Source organism: Pseudoalteromonas luteoviolacea H33-S (assembly GCF_001625695.1).
Classification (GTDB): domain Bacteria; phylum Pseudomonadota; class Gammaproteobacteria; order Enterobacterales; family Alteromonadaceae; genus Pseudoalteromonas; species Pseudoalteromonas luteoviolacea_B.
In genome coordinates this window covers 167,856-185,596 of the sequence record NZ_AUXY01000133.1, presented here as the reverse complement: position 1 = coordinate 185,596, position 17,741 = coordinate 167,856, and the positions used below count along the sequence as shown (strand labels likewise).

General features: G+C 40.5%; 15 protein-coding genes. 11 read left to right on the top strand and 4 right to left on the bottom strand.

What is annotated here, in order from left to right; all coding sequences use genetic code 11:
- Positions 1-59: 59 nt before the first annotated feature.
- Positions 60-2,726 carry a TonB-dependent receptor plug domain-containing protein gene (locus N477_RS24715; RefSeq protein ID WP_063363997.1) on the bottom strand — a complete coding sequence of 889 codons (2,667 nt, stop codon included), beginning with the start codon at positions 2,724-2,726 and terminating at the stop codon, positions 60-62.
- Between the two features lie 215 nt (positions 2,727-2,941).
- A complete protein-coding gene (locus tag N477_RS24710) occupies positions 2,942-3,385 on the bottom strand; it encodes a hypothetical protein (RefSeq protein WP_063363998.1) in 444 nt (147 codons plus the stop codon).
- Positions 3,386-3,623: 238 nt separating this feature from the next.
- Between N477_RS24710 and xthA the strand changes: the two genes are divergently transcribed.
- Genes xthA through rlmA form a run of 3 tightly spaced genes read left to right on the top strand, consistent with a single transcriptional unit; the run spans position 3,624 to position 5,904 of the window.
- Positions 3,624-4,433: an exodeoxyribonuclease III gene (gene xthA / locus N477_RS24705; RefSeq protein ID WP_063363999.1), complete on the top strand. Its 810-nt coding sequence runs from the start codon at positions 3,624-3,626 to the stop codon at positions 4,431-4,433.
- A gap of 41 nt (positions 4,434-4,474) precedes the next feature.
- On the top strand, positions 4,475-5,098 hold the full coding sequence (locus tag N477_RS24700; RefSeq protein WP_063364000.1) for a hypothetical protein: 624 nt from the start codon (positions 4,475-4,477) through the stop codon (positions 5,096-5,098).
- Positions 5,095-5,904 (top strand): 23S rRNA (guanine(745)-N(1))-methyltransferase, encoded by an 810-nt coding sequence (rlmA, locus tag N477_RS24695; protein ID WP_063364001.1) that lies wholly within the window; start codon positions 5,095-5,097, stop codon positions 5,902-5,904. Before N477_RS24700 ends, rlmA begins: the two co-directional genes overlap by 4 nt.
- Before the next feature lie 44 nt (positions 5,905-5,948).
- Here the strand turns inward: rlmA and N477_RS24690 are convergent, their stop codons facing one another.
- Positions 5,949-9,713, bottom strand: coding sequence for a M4 family metallopeptidase (locus tag N477_RS24690; RefSeq protein WP_063364002.1), 3,765 nt, complete (start codon positions 9,711-9,713; stop codon positions 5,949-5,951).
- A gap of 241 nt (positions 9,714-9,954) precedes the next feature.
- On the opposite strand from N477_RS24690, the gene N477_RS26635 reads away from it, so the two are divergent.
- Entirely contained in the window at positions 9,955-10,581 is a 627-nt protein-coding gene (locus N477_RS26635; RefSeq protein WP_063364003.1) for a PKD domain-containing protein, read from the top strand.
- 47 nt (positions 10,582-10,628) lie between these two features.
- Here the strand turns inward: N477_RS26635 and yfbV are convergent, their stop codons facing one another.
- Positions 10,629-11,075 carry a terminus macrodomain insulation protein YfbV gene (yfbV, locus tag N477_RS24680; protein ID WP_063364004.1) on the bottom strand — a complete coding sequence of 149 codons (447 nt, stop codon included), beginning with the start codon at positions 11,073-11,075 and terminating at the stop codon, positions 10,629-10,631.
- 152 nt (positions 11,076-11,227) lie between these two features.
- Between yfbV and N477_RS24675 the strand changes: the two genes are divergently transcribed.
- The 7 genes from N477_RS24675 (at position 11,228) to N477_RS24645 (ending at position 17,740) form a co-directional block, all read left to right on the top strand.
- Positions 11,228-12,427 carry an acetate kinase gene (locus N477_RS24675; protein WP_063364005.1) on the top strand — a complete coding sequence of 400 codons (1,200 nt, stop codon included), beginning with the start codon at positions 11,228-11,230 and terminating at the stop codon, positions 12,425-12,427.
- 2 nt (positions 12,428-12,429) lie between these two features.
- Positions 12,430-14,574, top strand: coding sequence for a phosphate acetyltransferase (pta, locus tag N477_RS24670; RefSeq protein ID WP_063364006.1), 2,145 nt, complete (start codon positions 12,430-12,432; stop codon positions 14,572-14,574).
- 116 nt (positions 14,575-14,690) lie between these two features.
- Complete coding sequence (locus tag N477_RS24665) at positions 14,691-15,071, top strand: ACT domain-containing protein (RefSeq protein WP_063364007.1); 381 nt, start codon at positions 14,691-14,693, stop codon at positions 15,069-15,071.
- A complete protein-coding gene (locus N477_RS24660; RefSeq protein ID WP_063364008.1) occupies positions 15,071-15,577 on the top strand; it encodes a PTS glucose transporter subunit IIA in 507 nt (168 codons plus the stop codon). The genes N477_RS24665 and N477_RS24660 overlap by 1 nt, the downstream gene beginning before the upstream one ends.
- Positions 15,574-15,921 (top strand): ArsC family reductase, encoded by a 348-nt coding sequence (locus N477_RS24655; protein ID WP_063364009.1) that lies wholly within the window; start codon positions 15,574-15,576, stop codon positions 15,919-15,921. Before N477_RS24660 ends, N477_RS24655 begins: the two co-directional genes overlap by 4 nt.
- Entirely contained in the window at positions 15,918-17,066 is a 1,149-nt protein-coding gene (gene dapE / locus N477_RS24650; RefSeq protein WP_063364010.1) for a succinyl-diaminopimelate desuccinylase, read from the top strand. Before N477_RS24655 ends, dapE begins: the two co-directional genes overlap by 4 nt.
- Positions 17,066-17,740: a M15 family metallopeptidase gene (locus N477_RS24645; RefSeq protein WP_063364011.1), complete on the top strand. Its 675-nt coding sequence runs from the start codon at positions 17,066-17,068 to the stop codon at positions 17,738-17,740. The genes dapE and N477_RS24645 overlap by 1 nt, the downstream gene beginning before the upstream one ends.
- The last annotated feature ends 1 nt before the right edge of the window (position 17,741 follow it).

Sequence of the window (17,741 nt, the reverse complement as noted above, 5' to 3'; positions counted from 1 at the left end):
TCAGCGAAAAAAAGCCCAACAATTTACAGTTGGGCATGATATTTTAAAAATTTAAGTATTTAAAACTTGTAAGCAAACTTCAGATAAGCCTGTCTACCAAGAATACTATGGGTTTTGTTATCTACACCCATTGTTTCAGACGGCGCAAATGGTGCTTCTTCATTAGTCAAGTTGGATGCACCCACGGTCAAAGTTAATTGTTCATAGCCAATATATGTGACACTGGTGTCTATCGTTGTCCAAGAATCAATTTTAAATTTATTACCATCGCTATCAGCTAAATCATTATATGAATCAATGTAATTCACACTAAAATTAGCTACCCAATCATCTAGCGCCCAATCTACTCGTGCATTCCAACGCATATCTGGGTGCTGATACTCGCCATTTTCGTCTTCTATAACAGTAAGCGGATTGCCATTCGCATCGTTTTGGACCAGCTCTTCATCATAACTCATTACATAAGTAACGTTATAACCAAACTTAAACTCACCCATATCTTGAGTTGGTAATCTATACTCTAAGTCAATATCGATACCATCTGTTTTTCTGCCACCAATATTGACGAATGTATCTTTAATACGACGAATACGACCAGGCGTGCCTCCTGTACTTGGATCTCTAATAACTAGACTTGAATCGTCGCCGCAGCAATCTACAATGTCTTGAGCACCAATTTTTTTAATCAGGTTATCTTGGTCATAGTTCCAGTAATCCAGACCGATACTAAATTCATCAGATGCCTGCCAAATAACACCTAAATTATAGTTTGTTGACTCTTCTGGCTGTAAGGCCTTATTACCCGCAACATCGGCTGTATATTCAAAAGGCTCACAATCTAATGGATCTTTGGTAATTTTACAGCGGTCGCGGTCTATAACACTCGGAGATTCTTCTGTTTTGCCCAGGTGTAACTGCACCAAAGAAGGTGCTCTAAACGCTGTGCCCCATGAGCCACGCACGACAATTTCTTCAAGTGGTGTCCAGCGAAATGCCACTTTTGGATCTGTCGTGTTACCAAAGTCACTATAATCCTCGTGTCTTAAGGCTAATTGTAACTCTAGGTTTTCAGTCGCTGGCACATTAAATTCTGCGAATATCGCTGTATTGTCTCTGTCACCATTTGCTTGTGTCGCTTCAGTACCAAATATTTCACCGTTTAAATATTGGCTGTCCGGGTTATCTTCTATTTTTTCATAGCGATGTTCTAAACCAAACGCAGCTGCGACATAACCGTCACCAAATTCAAATAGCTCACCTGAAATCGTCGCATCAAAAGATTGCATCGTTGACGCACCATAACGTGTTGTGGTCGTTTCGATTTTATCTAACGCAGCTTGTGAGTTCTGGCTTGGCTCAAACGGGTTCCATTCGCCACTGTCAATAGCCGCTTGTGCTCTTAACTTATTGGGGAAACCATCAAAGCCTTTTTCAACCGCACTTGAGCGAATTGAAGAATATGCAAATTCCCAATCCCACTCTTTAAACTCGCCACGCATACCCATAACAGCACGATAATATTCTGAGTCGACGTCTTTTTTACGGTTGCCGATATCAACCGTGCGTCGACGCATTGAAATATTTACACCATGAAGAAAGTGATCGGGTTGGTCCGCAAGCGGGTGATTCGGGTTGTCACCATCCATAAATAACTCTGTAAAGCTTGGACTCGCTGCACCTTGAATGAAAGTAGATGTATGCTGTGCGGAGAACTCCGCGAAGCCTTCAATACCATCCGTGATCTCTTGTACACCATTATAATTGAAGCTAATACGCTCTGTAGATGGGATTAACGTCATATGCGGAGCATAGTCGTAACGACAAATATCACCAATAATCAAATCCGTTGGGCATTTGTCATTTCCAAACACGTCAGCATACAGAGTTTTTCTCACAATAGTGCCATCATCTTCGACACGTGCAACTTCCAATCCTTCCCATTGAGCGTCAGTTACTCTGTCTCTAACCACTTCAATACTGCCCGGAATACCCGATGAACTCAGGGCGTTATTACCCCCTCTGAATCTTTGGTCAGCCGTAGATGCATAGTCTCTATCCGCATAAAATACATCGCCGCGCTTAAAGTAATCCAGAGAGAAGTTATGATGCCCTTTGTCTGTTGAGCTACCCCACAATAGTGTAAAGTTTTCTTCTTCTGCTCCACCATCAGCGGTGTCAGAAATCTTACCCGCCACTTCAAAACCATCGATGTCATCACGCAATACAATGTTAATTACACCGGCAACCGCATCAGAACCATAAGTCGCTGATGCACCGTCTTTTAACACATCTATTCTTTTTACCGAAGACACAGGAATTGTATTTAAGTCTACAAAAGATGTTTCAATATCTTTAGCAAATGGACTAACAGCAACACGGCGACCGTTAATCAATACCAGTGTTGATGATGCCCCTAACCCTCTTAACGCAACGCTTGAACCGCCGTTAGCTGTATCATCACTTGAGTTACCTTGTGTACTGAAGGTACCAGCACCAGCAACGGGTAGTTTTTGTAAAGCACCGATGAGGTCAGTTGAACCAGTCGCAGCTAAATCCCCTGCTGAGATTGTTTGAATTGGCGATGGCCCTTCGAGGTCCGAACGCTTTATATGCGATCCTGTTACTTCAATACGCTCCACTTCATTTTCATTCGCGTAACTTGGACTTGCCCCTCCTAGTAACGCAATACTTACTGCAGATGCAATTAGCGTAATCCCCTTTTTCATTTTTTCTTCTCCGTAGTGTTATTAAATAAAACATCTAATTAACCTTTATAACACATAGAAAAAACAATAAAAACACAATTGAGAGGGTATAACTTACAGGTGTTACCAACGGGAAATAAAAGAGAAATGATTTAAATTATGAAAGGTAAAATAACAGAAAATAAAAAAGCCCAACACGATGTGTCAGGCTTAATTAAAAATTGATTATATTTGGTTTACAGTGCAGCTCTATGAATTTGCTGAACAAACTGCTTAACAGGTAAGTTATTACATTTTAGGCTTCTCGCTTGACCGCGATAAGTTTTAAGACTATCTAAGCCTTCTTTCGCAGCTTTCATACAAAGCTCAGTTGCAACTGACGTATTTTTAGCAACTAGCTTTGACTTGCTAGGTTGACTAGCAACTTGAACATCACTTTGCGTTTTTGCGAATGTGCGAATATCTTCACCATTGCACTTTACTGTTTCTGAAAATCGCGAGATGAATATGCCTTGCTGAGCACCTTCTTTACGTGCAGCACTTAGGCCTTGATTTGCAGCAACCTCACATACTTTTGAGATTGCAGATGCATTACTTGCTTTAAAGCTTTGAGCTTGAGATGCAAAAGCAGTCGTAGATATTAGAGAAATAAGTGCAGCAACAGTGAAAGATTTAAACATAATTTACCTCGGATGAACGAATTGCTGCGCATTATATAACCAAAAATCACGCTGTAAATGATAAAAACAAACTTTTCTGAACATTTAATGATCAATTAACATATTCATAAACACATCGCTTTAACTATGCAAATCGTTCTAAATAATTAACAAACAAGTCATGAGTATCCGTAAACTTTTCAACTATCCCACCAGCAAAAGTGTTACACTCGTTTTTATTTAAAAATGACTTTCTAATATGAAAATTATCTCTTTCAATATCAATGGTCTTAGAGCAAGGCTTCACCAACTACAAGCACTTATCGACAAACATCAGCCAGATGTAATAGGGCTTCAAGAAATAAAAGTCCATGACGAAGCATTCCCTATCGACGATGTAGAAGCCATGGGTTATAACGTTTATTTTCATGGACAAAAAGCCCACTACGGCGTCGCTTTGCTATCAAAGAAACCAGCCAAATCTATTCTGAAAGGGTTTGCGACAGATACTGAAGAAGCGCAGAAACGTATGATCACGGGCGTATTCGAGAGCGACAATGGAAAAGAAGTCACTGTAATGAATGGCTACTTTCCACAAGGTGATAACATTAGTCATGAGACTAAATTCCCATATAAACGTCAATTTTATAAAGATTTAATGACTCACCTCAATAACAACGAATCTCCAGAGGCTAATCTTGTCGTTATGGGTGATATTAATATCTCACCTACAGACAGTGATATCGGTATTGGCGAACCAAATATGAAACGCTGGCTAAAAACCGGTAAATGCTCATTCCAGCCAGAAGAACGTGAGTGGCTAAAAACGCTGATGGATTGGGGATTAAAAGACACCTTTAGAGAACTTACACCTGATGCACAAGATAAATATTCTTGGTTTGATTACCGCTCTAAAGGCTTTAACGATAACAGAGGGCTGCGAATTGATGTCGTGCTTGCAACAGAGAGCTTAATGGCAACCTGTACAGAAAGTGATATTGATTATGAGCTTAGAGGTATTGAAAAGCCTTCAGATCACGCACCGATTTGGGCTACTTTCGATATTTAAGCACAGAGATAGTTTGCCCTAATAATGACAGGTAACATTTTATGGCAACTATGCTGTTTTCTTTGTTCGCATTTGTAGTTAGTTTTGATAAAACACAACTATTAACACTACTCAAAACACCGCAAAGACAAACAGGTGTATTATGTTGTGCGCTTGTTATGGCTATTTTATGGAAAATACAGGCGGGGATCCTCCCCCATTTGGATATCCATATATTGGCCATAACAACGGTTACTTTGGTGCTTGGCTGGCGACTGTCTTTAATCAGCACGCTACTGGCTTCCCTACTCCACTTAGCTTTTGCTACAACACCAGTTGATTTCTTCTCGTTTTGGTTACTAACAGGGATTATTCCTGTCTATATCAGTTATGGTCTTTTTGTTATTTGCTACCAATACCTGCCAAAACATTTTTTTATATATATTTTTGTATGTGCATTTATTTGCGCAGGCCTTGTTGCTGCCTGTAAAATACTAATTACCAGTGTTTACTATTGGACCTTAGGTCTATACGACTGGCAAACGTTGCAATACAACTATATGTTTTACTCAGTGATCATGTGGTTCCCTGAAGCCATGTTAAATGGCATGGCCATCACATTAATGATCACTTATCGTCCTAATTGGGTTAGGACTTTTTATGATCAGGAATATTTAGATAGATGACATTAGATTACCGCTGCCCTATTTGCTCAGAGGCATTAACACAGACAAACAATACACTGGGCTGCATTAACCGTCATCAATTCGACTTTGCAAAAGAAGGCTATATCAATTTATTGCCTGTACAGTTTAAACGCTCTAAGCAACCAGGCGATAATCTTGATATGGTGCAGGCCAGACGTGCATTTTTTGCTACGAGCCACTACCGCTTTTTGCAGCAATCCCTGGCAGAGCTCATCACAAGTAAAAACCCTAATATCGTGATAGACCTTGGCTGTGGAGAAGGTTTCTACACTCACGCAATCGCGGCTAAAGTGCCAGATTCGACCCAAGTGTATGGATTAGATATCAGTAAACCTGCTGTAAAATATGCTGCAAAGCGTTATGAAAAACCACACTTTAGTGTCGCTTCAAGTAAAGACGCGCCATTTAAGGGCAAACAGGCGGATGTGGTATTAAGTATATTCGCACCAGTATTTGCACAAGAGTCTGCTCGTTTGTTACAAGACGATGGCACACTCATCGTTGTTGGGCCTGGCCCTAAGCATTTGTTTGAACTAAAACAAAAAATTTATGATAACGTGCACTTACATGAAGCGCCGGAATGTCCACAAGACTTTGAAGTGATTGAACAAACACTGGTTGAAGATAATCAGGCAGTCGCGACTGATATTGTTAAGCACTTAATTCAAATGACGCCTTTTGCATGGAAATTTAAAGCTTCTCATTACGAAGAGCTCTCTCGCAAAGACGTTCATGATATTACCTTTTCGTTTTTAATCACTCAGTACAAAAAATTAGTAAAGTGATTAACAATTAGGCCCGTATGCAAATCGCAACGGGCTTAAACATTTTAGTTCATGCCCTTCTGTATAGAAAAACTAAACTGTAGTGGCTCTTCTGAATTGTCTTGAGCCCACTTAAAATCTAACCCAGAACTTTCAAAGACCTGAATATTCTCAAAAACCTCAAGCACCTCTTGCTCCTTTTCATACACAGTAAGCTTGATACTTGTTATTTGTGTTTTGTCAGGAAAATCATAATCAATCGTCTGACCGTATCTTATTTCATTGTTGATCAACCACTGAAATGCCATCCCATCATGTACCTCACCTGAAGCGCTCAGAGACAATGTTTGATTGTGTTGCTTAAAACCGATATTTATTAAAGGTTTAATTACGTCGACTTTTACCAATAGTTGAGCAGTAAACCTCGCTCTTCCATCAATGACAAGCGTAATATTCGCAATGTATTCTCCAGCTTCCTGATAACTGTAATTAATGCTTTGTGCATTATTTTCTATAACAGTGCCATCACCAAAGTCCCACACATACTTTATATCAGTGGCAGTAGACTGATGCTCTGCTAAAAACTTGCATTCTAGGCCGTTACTTTGGCATCCAATCTTCAAGTTAGGGTCATTTACATGAGCAATATCAATACGTTTCTCAAAAATTGATTCACCATCTTTTTGCAATATATAGCTTACACTGTCTTGAGGGGACAACGCAGTTAAAATAGTTCCAGTTTGACTATGCGGATATTCGATGCCATTAACCACCCAAATTAACGAATAACTAGCCGGAAGTGCTTTTGAGATATTTAGTATGAAGTCATTGTTTTCTTGCTGTACATCAACATCAAAATCCACAACTTCTTTTAACTCAATAGACTGTGACCGTTCAAATATAACAGAGGCGCCTTGCAGGGTGAGTAATGCAGTGACATTTTTCAGTCCTGTTGTACCAAAGTCATAAATTAGAAAGTCATTACTGCTAGTGAAGTGCTGGTCATCTATTTTCCACGCAAACCGAGTGATATTGCTTGGTAAGTCACCTACCAATAATAACTTACATTCCGTACCATTTTGCTGACAATCAATAGAAAACGCTGGTTCTGGTAATACAGCTACACTTTTATCGACACGGTTCACCTCGACACCATGATAGAGCAGTATTAACGTCACTTCTGATGTCTGCGGCATTGATTTTACAATATGGTATTCAGAGGTTTCTATTTCTTCATTACCAAAAACCCATCTAAAAGAATACGCACTAGTGAAGTCTTGATTGATAGATAAGTGGATCTCACTGTTTTTCTGTTTGTAGCCAAAATCAATATCCGGAGCAATGTAATGACCTTCACGTAATGTTATATTTAGATCAATCACTTGCGCATTGGTTAAACCTGCGCAACTAGAGGTTTCTTCTTGTGCAGATAACACAAACCTTACTACAATAGGTCCAGCACCCAATTTTTGATACTGAGCGAGATCAAAGACAAACTCACCTTCCTGACTGCTCTGATTGACCATTTTTTCACTATTAGTATCAAAATACCCATTTCTGTCCAAATCCAAATAAGTAGATATCGATATCTCGGGATTAAGGCCAATAAAATCTATGTTTAAACCGCTTTGTTTAAAAACTGGATCGAGTCTGGTCAACTCATTAAAACCTTGCTCTACTTCATGGTTTTGGGCATTAATTGAAAGGCTAGTAATATACTGATCGCTAATACCTTGTGGTTTACATAATACGCCGTCAAATAAACTCACCAACCTTTTAGTTTCTAATTCTGTGCCATCATTAAGCTCAACATACCATGATAAGTCATGTTCACCTGCACCCAGTGTATGTTGCCCAGCGATGATACCCTGCCAAACGAGTTCATTATCTGGTGTCCATCTCATAACGGGATTTGAACCAATTTGAACCTCGACAACCGAAGTATTGTCTTGTGAAACCCTCATATCACTAAAGTCATACCTTAGGCTGCCATATCGGCGATCAATAGATACATTTAATTGAGTATGCTCTTTGTCAGTCGCTATAAATCCAACTTTTTCAGCGAGCTGTGTAATATGTTCTGCATCAGGAGCATCAGCCACTGCAATAATACATTGCGAGGCTTCATACATACCTGCTGTGGCTGAAAAACACCCTGTCATGGCTTTTAACACTAGCTGATATGCTCGCTGAATATCCCAACCATCACTGGAAGCGATTAAATAGAACAATTTATTTAACGCGCCAGCACGTTGATGCGACCCCACAGTCTGATCATACTCTCTATAGTCATCCATGCTAACGCCATCAAGCCTCGGCATAGCTGCATGTCGAGAAAATGTATCAGACAATCTTGCGTCAAAGCCTATTGCCCAAAGCATTTCATTTTGATCGTATAGTTTCGAATAAATTGCAGAGTGCACCCAGTTAGAATCAAAAGGCTCTGCTTGCAAATGCCGAGCGTAATAATCTTTAACAGCAATCGCTGTCATATCCGAAAAACTCTCATGTAATGCACTTCTCTTCGCACGAAGTTCTACTGGCTCATCTTCAAAATTAAAGCCTGAAATAATATTATTCGTATTCCACTCTAATATCGCATGTCCGATTTCATGAGCAACAATATCCAATGAACTACCATGTGGAAATGGGGAGCCCTTTGTTCCTCCTGCATAATTTGTAAATTCACCGTCCCAACTGCTTTGATATAAATTTCCTGCATCAACACGCTGTTTTATTTTATTCAAGCAATAACCCGCTTCCTTTTCACAACGGCTTTGCTGGTTTGGAAACAACTGTTTAAAGTGATAATGCAAGGTTTGGGCAGTAATACCACCAAAAAAATGACCGTCATTTACCGTTTTAAATGCACCTTTTAAAAAATAATAAAAGTATGGATTACCACTGATACCGTGGGCCTCTTCAACACCATCTGGACATGCGTATGAATATGGTTCTAAAGCGCTACCAAGGTATGTTTCAACCCAGTTGTTTTGAAAAGTGCATCGATTATCGTGAAGCTTAACAACCATTGGATAACCATCAAACTCGCTAAATGCAGCGTTGTTATTTGTTCGATAATAGATATTACTGACTATTGGCGCATCTGGAAAAAACTGCTGTGTGATGGGGTGCTCAAGCGGTAAAACAGTATTTTGGCATTTTTGAGTTGGCATGTTTGGAGCTTGGTGGCAGTTTAGACCAAGTTTGTAATTCCCAGTTGTTGTTGCTACCGGGTGATAGCTCTCATCATGATGTTCTGAGAAAGCATATTTACTGACAGATACACCTAACTGCTTTAAAGTTAGACTATCCAAGGTAATAAACTGGCGTCTTTGCTCCTTTGATTTTACTTCGACTTGATAAATAAAATGAAGTTTTTGTTGCCTACCTAAAACAACTAAGCGATTAACCTGTGCCACATCTGATACAAATGGATAAGTCTGTAAAACATGCTCCATGACATAATCATCTTTGTAATTAAACTTAGGCTTCTTTATTTTCAAACTTGCTAAGCTTTCTGTTAATTGACTTACAAAGCTTAAATTTCCAGATATTAGCTGCCCGTTACCGTCCTGTGTTTTTTTTAAAACCAATGTACTGTCATATACCTTTACATCATCCAAGTACAAATCATAATGTTTGAAGGTAGACGACGTATCTACTTCCTTAGTTTTGTTTAATTTATATTGAATATCAGCGGGTTGGTCTGATAAATGTATATGGTAACCTTCATATTGGTATGGAAACGGCGAAACCTGTTGTGCTCTAGCGTCACACATAAAAGCTTGACAGCCGACCAAGGTAAATATAAATCCTAACTTACGCACTGGAGTCCTTCCTGAAATTATTTTTGTGGTCAAAAAACCAGTAAAAAATAACCAATTAAACTGAGATAATCCAGTAAAACCCCTAAATAAGTTCACTATATAAACAATTTCATAATATAAAAGTATGTATTTAAAGTTTCATATAAATATATTAAGTTAGGCGCTTGTTCACGTATCAAACAATCCATAAAAGACTGTTAAATCGAAATATATTATCTTCATAAATGGGAAAGGACATTAAATGCTGTTAAAAAGGATATCGCTGATAACTTGTGTACTGGCTTTTGTTATACCTACTCAACTCCATGCACAAGAAAAAACCTACTTTTGGGATTTTGGTGATGGCTCAACGAGTACAGAGGCAAGCCCTAACCATACTTATACAAAACCTGGGATTTATACCGTCTCACTTACTGAAACGGTCAGTGATAACCTTAGCTATGGTAAGCAATACGAAATAAACGCCATCACCCCTGTGATAGAATCACTTAATTTAATCGCACCAAACGATATACACAAGGGAGAAAAAGTACGTGCCAGTATCGAACTGAACTCAGAATACGACTTAGCCTTGAACTACGAATGGACGCTTCCTAATGACCTACAACTAAGTGGACAACAAGTAGAATTTACCTTCGAAGAAGCTGGTAAACACACAATTCACGTGGCGGCCCTATTCAAAGGTAAACATGTTTTTGAACAGCCATATGGCATAGAAGTATTAGCCGAAATTGAAACGCAGCCAAAAGCTATATCAAACCCAACTGAAAATAATGCAAACAAAGAATCATCTAGCTCTGGTGGGGCCATGTATTGGCTATTAATCATATTAGGCTTGCTTAAGATAAAAAGAATCACCAATGCCTAATTTAAAGAGGCGCACAATAAACATCAATTATTGTGCGTTTGAACTTTTTACAGGTTTTCTTTAGTGAAGGCTTTATCCATCTTATCGAACATGTCACTGAGTAATTTAGCCAGCTCACGATAAGTGGGCTTTCGTGTGCAAAGATCCCCTTGATAACCGTTAGCAACCATTTTTTGGTACAAATCTCTATACCAAGAATTCAGTGCAGGGGTTAAGGCTGTCTCACATCGCTTCCCTAACCATAACAATCCTTGTACTGGCAGCGTTAGAAAAAACAACGCAATCGCAATTGATTGAGGTAAATACGCCATACCCAGTAGACTTGTTTGAAAAAAAACAGTAAAAATCGCTAAAATTGGCATCGTTTGTAAAGCCAGATCCGTAGCCCTAATCACTCTAAACTCGGGAAATAAAGGCGCGAGTTCCTTACGCATTGGCCATTCTTTGGCATATTGACGGCCCAGTTGCACTTGTGAAATAAGACTTTTCTGCATCATAACTCCTAGGTGCTAACTTTTCTCAAAAAAATAAGGTAAAATTACGGTCATTCATGTCAATTATACCTTAGTATTAAGTGTAATGCTGAATGAACGTCATTATTTAGCTTAATACGCAACTACTCTTATTGTCAAAACGGAAAGTCATTATGTCATCGTCGCATGTTTTGGTCCTCAATTGTGGCAGCTCTAGCCTCAAATTTGCAATCATAGACTCGAGCTCTGCAAAAGAGCATTTATCCGGGTTAGCGGAACGCTTGGGTGAAGAATCACCTCAAATCAAATATAAAGTTAATGGCCAAAAGCACATTATTTCTCTATCTAATGGCGACGCCCATGCAGTCGCTATAAACAAACTGGTTGAACTAGTAAAGTCGTTAAAGCTCGATCAACAGCTTGTTGCTGTTGGACACCGCGTCGTGCATGGTGGTGAACACTTCACCAAATCAGCACTTATAGACAACACAGTGCTTGAAGCAATCAAGCAAACAGCAACACTTGCGCCTTTGCATAACCCAGCTAACTTACTGGGTATTGAAGCGGCCACGGAAGCATTTTCAACACTCCCTCAAATTGCTGTTTTTGACACTGCTTTCCATCAAACAATGGATGCAACCGCATTTTTATACGCATTGCCATATAAATTGTACGAACAACACAGTATCAGACGCTATGGTTTCCACGGAACCAGTCATTACTACGTATCGGCACAAGCCATCGAACAATTAGGCTTAGGTAATAAATCTTCTAAAATTGTTACTGCACACCTTGGTAACGGATGCTCTGTTTGTGCGGTTAAAAATGGCAAATCAGTAGATACCAGTATGGGCTTAACGCCTCTAGAGGGCCTTGTGATGGGCACACGAAGCGGTGATATTGATCCGGGCTTATTTGCCTACCTAGTAAACCAGCTTGGTTACTCTGCAGCACAGATCGACACTTTATTGAATAAAGAAAGTGGTTTACTTGGCATTAGTGAGCTGTCAAACGACTGCCGTACAATCGAAGAAAATGCTTCCCAAGGTCATGAAAAAGCAAAACTAGCTTTAGACATATTCTGCTTCCGACTTGCAAAGCAAATTGCGAGTTTTGCAGTACCACTTGGTGGGATTGATGCTTTGGTATTTACTGGTGGTATCGGTGAAAACTCTGATGTGATCCGCGCAAGTGTTGTCAACCAGTTAAGCTTCCTAGGCTTCCAGTTAAACAATGAGAGAAACTTAGCTGCAAGATTTGGCAGCGAGGGCGTTATTACTGAAGGCTCATCTACGCCTATTGCCATGGTTATACCAACTAATGAAGAACTTGTTATTGCACAAGATGCGGCAACACTTGCTGGGGAGCAATAATTATGGGTCGTAGGATCATGCTTATTCCAATCTCAACTGGGGTTGGTTTGACATCTGTTTCTGTCGGTTTAGTGCGAGCTTTAGAGCAAAAAGCTGTAAAAGTTAACTTTTTCAAACCGATTGCTCAGCCTCGAAATGCTGATTTAGGGCCTGAGAAGTCGACTTTAATTATCAAGCAAGGGTCATCAATTGCGCCTCCTACGCCTTTCGAATTGCATTATGCAGAGCAAATGATTGGTGATGGTAAAGGCGATGACCTGCTAGAGGAAATAGTAGAGCGCTTTGAAAGCAGCGTACAAGATGATGAAGTCGCCATCATTGAAGGTATGGTGCCAACACGTAAACAACCTTATGCTGGTCGTGTAAACCGAGAAATCGCCCAAACTTTAGGCGCTGATATCGTGTTTGTATTAACACCAGGCAATGACACCAACGACCAACTTGAAGACCGCTTAGAGATTGCCTCAGGTAACTATGGTGGAATAGATCATGCGAGAGTACTTGGTTGTATTTTCAATAAGGTCAACGCGCCACTAGATGAAGATGGCCGCGCTCGTGCTGATTTGGTTGACCAACATGAACCAGAGCAACTAGAAAACGAGATGAACCGTTTGGCTTCATTGCCAATCTTCCGCAAACATCCGTTTATGTTGCTTGGCGCTATCCCTTGGGATTTCGATCTTGTTGCACCACGAGTTAGAGATCTAAGTGAATATCTACAAGCCGAAGTCATCAATGAAGGTGATATGGCGCACAGACGTCTCCGCCGCGTTACCTTTTGTGCGCGAACAGTGTCTAACATCCTGAATCACTTTACTCCAGGCGCCCTTTTAGTGACTCCTGGCGACCGTTCAGATATTTTGGTCGCTGCATGCCTATCAGCTATGAATGGTACAAAATTAGGGGCAATTTTACTGACTGGTGGCTTCAAGCCTGAGCCGCGGATCATGGAATTGTGCGAGCAAGCAATGAATACCGGCTTGCCAATCCTTGCAACCGAAGCAGATACATGGAGAACATCGTTATTACTACATAACTTCAATATGGAAGTACCTGCGGACGATGAACAACGCATTGATAAGGTGAAGCAACACAACGCTGATCATATCGACCCAGATTGGCTAGATAGTTTATCTCAAGGTGTTGCTCGCACCAGAAAGCTCTCGCCACCGGCATTTAGATTCATGCTGACAGATCAAGCACGTAGAGCAAACAAAACCATTGTATTGCCAGAGGGTAATGAGCCACGCACAATCAAAGCGGCAGCAATCTGTGGTGAACGAGGCATTGCTAAAACGGTCTTACTTGGTGACCATGAAGAGATCCAACGTATCGCAGCGCAACAGGGCGTGGTGTTAAATGAAAACATCACCATTGTCGACCCAAGCCAAGCGATTGGTAAGTATATTGCACCTATGGTTGAACTGCGCAAGAACAAAGGACTTACTGAAGTCGTCGCCGCAGAACAACTGCAAGACAATGTCGTGCTTGGTACCATGATGTTAGCTGAAGATGAAGTAGATGGACTTGTATCAGGTGCGGTTAATACCACTGCGAATACCATTCGCCCTCCTCTACAGTTGATCAAAACTGCACCAGACTCATCTTTAGTGAGTTCTGTGTTCTTTATGTTGCTACCTGATCAAGTACTTGTTTATGGTGACTGTGCAATTAACCCAGATCCAACCGCTGAACAATTGGCTGATATCGCGATTCAATCAGCTGATTCAGCTGCTGCATTTGGTATCGAGCCAAAAGTTGCGATGATTAGTTACAGTACAGGGACTTCAGGCCAAGGGGCTGATGTTGATAAAGTAAGAGAAGCAACTGAATTAGCACAGCAAAAACGCCCAGATTTAGATATTGACGGGCCGTTACAATACGACGCAGCGATTATGGAAAATGTCGCACGTAAAAAGGCACCAAATAGTAAAGTAGCTGGCAAAGCAACTGTATTTGTATTCCCTGACCTAAACACAGGTAACACAACATACAAAGCAGTACAGCGAAGCGCCGAGCTCATCAGTATTGGTCCGATGCTTCAAGGGATGAGAAAGCCTGTAAATGACTTAAGCCGTGGAGCACTGGTTGATGATATCGTTTATACGATTGCATTGACGGCAATCCAAGCGGCTCAACGCCCATAAATAGCCTTTCTTAACGCTATCAAGGGAGTAGGCAATCTCTACTCCCTAAATAAAAAGGTTTCTTTTCCTTTTGCTTACCTATACTATGAAGAAGTCGATGCAGTTAGAGCGCAAGTATGTCAAAACAAACGCTACAAATACTACAACAAGACTTTACGATTCATAGCCTAGATAGCGATGAGAGCATTCCTAGTAATGTACTCAAATCTGATATTTTTTTTATTGCTAAAACAACTGAAGAATTATCAATCGTTTGTCCTTCTGACATAAAAGTTGATAGCTTCGCCGCTGAGCCATACTGGAGAGCCATCGAGATTATCGGTCCATTGGGGTTTTCACTGACTGGGATCATGTCTAACATCTCAGGTGTATTAGCGAGTGCAAATGTGTCTATTTTTTCCATTTCAACATACGATACTGACTATATTCTGGTTAAAGAACAACAACTAAATAATGCAATTCAAGCGCTCAGAAAAGACGGTTACCTTTTTGTTTAATGATATTTTCTAAACCTATTAATTACGCACCAATTGCGCAAATTGCCAATCCACTTTTACATATTGCCAGCCCATTTACTGGTAAAGTCTTTCCATTGACAAACCATCCTTTACCTCTGTTTTCAACTGGCATGATAGGCAGTGGCGTGTGTGTCAAAATGAATCAAGCACTGATGATGTCACCCTGCAATGGCAAAATAATAAAGGTTGGTCAACAAGGCTGTGAATTCGTGATCCGTGCAGAATCCGGATTGCAATTTTTATTACACCTTAGTATTCCCAACGAATATCGTAAAATGGAAAACCTTATTAAACACTGTGTTGGACAAAAACACATCATCACTGGCGATATTCTCTGCTACTTCGATATACCACAGGATTTGCCCATCACAGGCACACTCATAATTCTCAATGCAGATAAATTAGGCCCGTGTTATTATCCGCTAAATCAAGTCAACGCGGGCAAAGATCCGCTAATAACATTATCAAGAGCTAGTAAATTATGAGCATAGTTTTATACGGTATTCCAAATTGTGACACGATTAAGAAAGCGAAAAAATTTCTACAAGAACAAAATATTGAGTTTGCCTTTCATGATTACCGAAAAGATGGTTTAACACCGGAGTTATTAGACAGCTTTGTGACAGAGCTAGGTTGGGAAACGGTATTGAATAAACGTGGCACCACATACAGAGCCCTTAGCGACGAGCAAAAACAAACACTTGATGAATCATCTGCCAAGCAATACATGCTCGACGCACCTGCTATGATCAAGCGCCCTATTTTACAAGTTGATTCGAAGCTACACATTGGTTTCAAAGCAGCGCAATATCAAGAGATTTTTAAATGAGCCAAACCCCACTTAGCGAAGTGCTTGAACTTGCCTCAGCCCTTATCCAACGCCAATCAGTCACACCTGAAGATGCTGGATGCCAAAGCTTAATGAATAGCCGTCTCGAAAAGCTGGGGTTTAATATTGAAGAGCTATTTTTTACTGATACACTCAACACATGGGCAAGAAAAGGCACGCAAAGCCCGCATTTTTGCTTTGCCGGGCATACAGATGTCGTGCCAATTGGCAATGAAAAAGATTGGTGCCACCCACCATTTGCCGGTTTAGTTGAAGACGGTATTTTACACGGCAGAGGCGCAGCCGACATGAAAGGGTCACTCGCGGCTATGGTTGTCGCGACAGAACGATTTGTTGCCAAGCACCCTAACCACCAAGGCTCGATCAGCTTTTTGATCACATCCGATGAAGAAGGGCCATTCATAAATGGGACCACAAAAGTCGTCGATTTACTTGAAGCGCGCAACGAAAAAATAGATATGTGCCTTGTCGGTGAGCCTTCATCTAGAGAAACATTAGGCGATGTAGTCAAAAATGGACGCAGGGGTTCCCTAACTGGCTACTTAACCGTGAAAGGCATTCAAGGTCACGTCGCTTATCCCCACCTTGCTAAAAACCCAATTCATGATGTCGCACCAGCACTTACCGAGCTGAGTAATAAAGAATGGGATTCGGGCAACGCGTTTTTCCCTGCAACCAGTTTTCAAATTTCAAATATTAACGGTGGTACAGGGGCTGGCAATGTCATCCCTGGTACTGTTGATGTGCAGTTCAACTTCAGATTCAGTACAGAATCCACTGTTGAGCAGCTACAAGACGGCGTAAATGCAATATTAAAAGCGCATAACCTAGATTATGAGCTTAATTGGACAGTGAATGGCCTACCCTTTTTAACCGAACCAGGTGAGTTGCTCAACGTCACATTGGAAGCTATCAAAGAAGTCACAGGTATAAAAGCAAACCCTGAAACAACGGGCGGTACTTCAGATGGTCGATTTATCGCACAAACAGGCTGCAAGGTTATTGAGCTTGGCCCGGTGAATAAGACAATCCACCAAGTAGACGAGCAAGTCTGTGCCAAATCTCTAGACGATTTAGCGCTCATCTACGAGTCTATTCTTGAAAAGCTATTGGTAAAAGCGTAATGAATAATATTGCGCTTCAAGCACTTGGGTTAGACACATCTCATTTAGTTGAGTATCAAAATAAGTATGTCCACAAAGAGGTAATCAAGGACTTAGACGCCCTTAGTAAAGCAGCTAAAACAGCTGGTTTTGCGTTTTCGATTGCATCTGCACATAGAGATTTCCAGCGTCAAGCCATGATTTGGAATGCTAAATTTAGTGGTAAACGTCCTATTCTTGATAAAAATAGTGCACCTGTTGATATTCACCATCTCAGTGACGAAAAAATTGTCGAGGCAATAATGTTGTTTTCAGCCTTGCCTGGAACAAGCCGACATCATTTTGGCAGTGATCTGGATGTTTACGCCAGTAACTGCCTTGGAGCTGGAGAGTCATTGCAGCTTGAACCTTGGGAATATCAATCAGGCGGCCCATTTTATGAATTCTCATGCTGGTTTGATGCGTCATTGTCACAATTCGGTTTTTTTAGACCGTACGATAAATATCGAGGCGGAGTTGCTGCGGAGCCTTGGCATATAAGCCATCTAGAGACCGCGTATAAATTAGAGCAACATGTATCACTAAACACAATTCAACAAGTGATTTCTGAGCAAGATGTTCTTGGAAAGGAAGCGATATTAGCAAATTTACCAAAATTATATTCTCAGTTTATTACCAATATCGCAAAGGGCTAAA

Bases quoted from the DNA above. Each gene is read 5' to 3' on its own strand.
- N477_RS24715 (WP_063363997.1), bottom strand. From the start codon at position 2,726: ATGAAAAAGGGGATTACGCTAATTGCATCTGCAGTAAGTATTGCGTTA.
- N477_RS24710 (WP_063363998.1), bottom strand. From the start codon at position 3,385: ATGTTTAAATCTTTCACTGTTGCTGCACTTATTTCTCTAATATCTACG.
- xthA (WP_063363999.1), top strand. From the start codon at position 3,624: ATGAAAATTATCTCTTTCAATATCAATGGTCTTAGAGCAAGGCTTCAC.
- N477_RS24700 (WP_063364000.1), top strand. From the start codon at position 4,475: ATGGCAACTATGCTGTTTTCTTTGTTCGCATTTGTAGTTAGTTTTGAT.
- rlmA (WP_063364001.1), top strand. From the start codon at position 5,095: ATGACATTAGATTACCGCTGCCCTATTTGCTCAGAGGCATTAACACAG.
- N477_RS26635 (WP_063364003.1), top strand. From the start codon at position 9,955: ATGCTGTTAAAAAGGATATCGCTGATAACTTGTGTACTGGCTTTTGTT.
- yfbV (WP_063364004.1), bottom strand. From the start codon at position 11,075: ATGCAGAAAAGTCTTATTTCACAAGTGCAACTGGGCCGTCAATATGCC.
- N477_RS24675 (WP_063364005.1), top strand. From the start codon at position 11,228: ATGTCATCGTCGCATGTTTTGGTCCTCAATTGTGGCAGCTCTAGCCTC.
- pta (WP_063364006.1), top strand. From the start codon at position 12,430: ATGGGTCGTAGGATCATGCTTATTCCAATCTCAACTGGGGTTGGTTTG.
- N477_RS24665 (WP_063364007.1), top strand. From the start codon at position 14,691: ATGTCAAAACAAACGCTACAAATACTACAACAAGACTTTACGATTCAT.
- N477_RS24660 (WP_063364008.1), top strand. From the start codon at position 15,071: ATGATATTTTCTAAACCTATTAATTACGCACCAATTGCGCAAATTGCC.
- N477_RS24655 (WP_063364009.1), top strand. From the start codon at position 15,574: ATGAGCATAGTTTTATACGGTATTCCAAATTGTGACACGATTAAGAAA.
- dapE (WP_063364010.1), top strand. From the start codon at position 15,918: ATGAGCCAAACCCCACTTAGCGAAGTGCTTGAACTTGCCTCAGCCCTT.
- N477_RS24645 (WP_063364011.1), top strand. From the start codon at position 17,066: ATGAATAATATTGCGCTTCAAGCACTTGGGTTAGACACATCTCATTTA.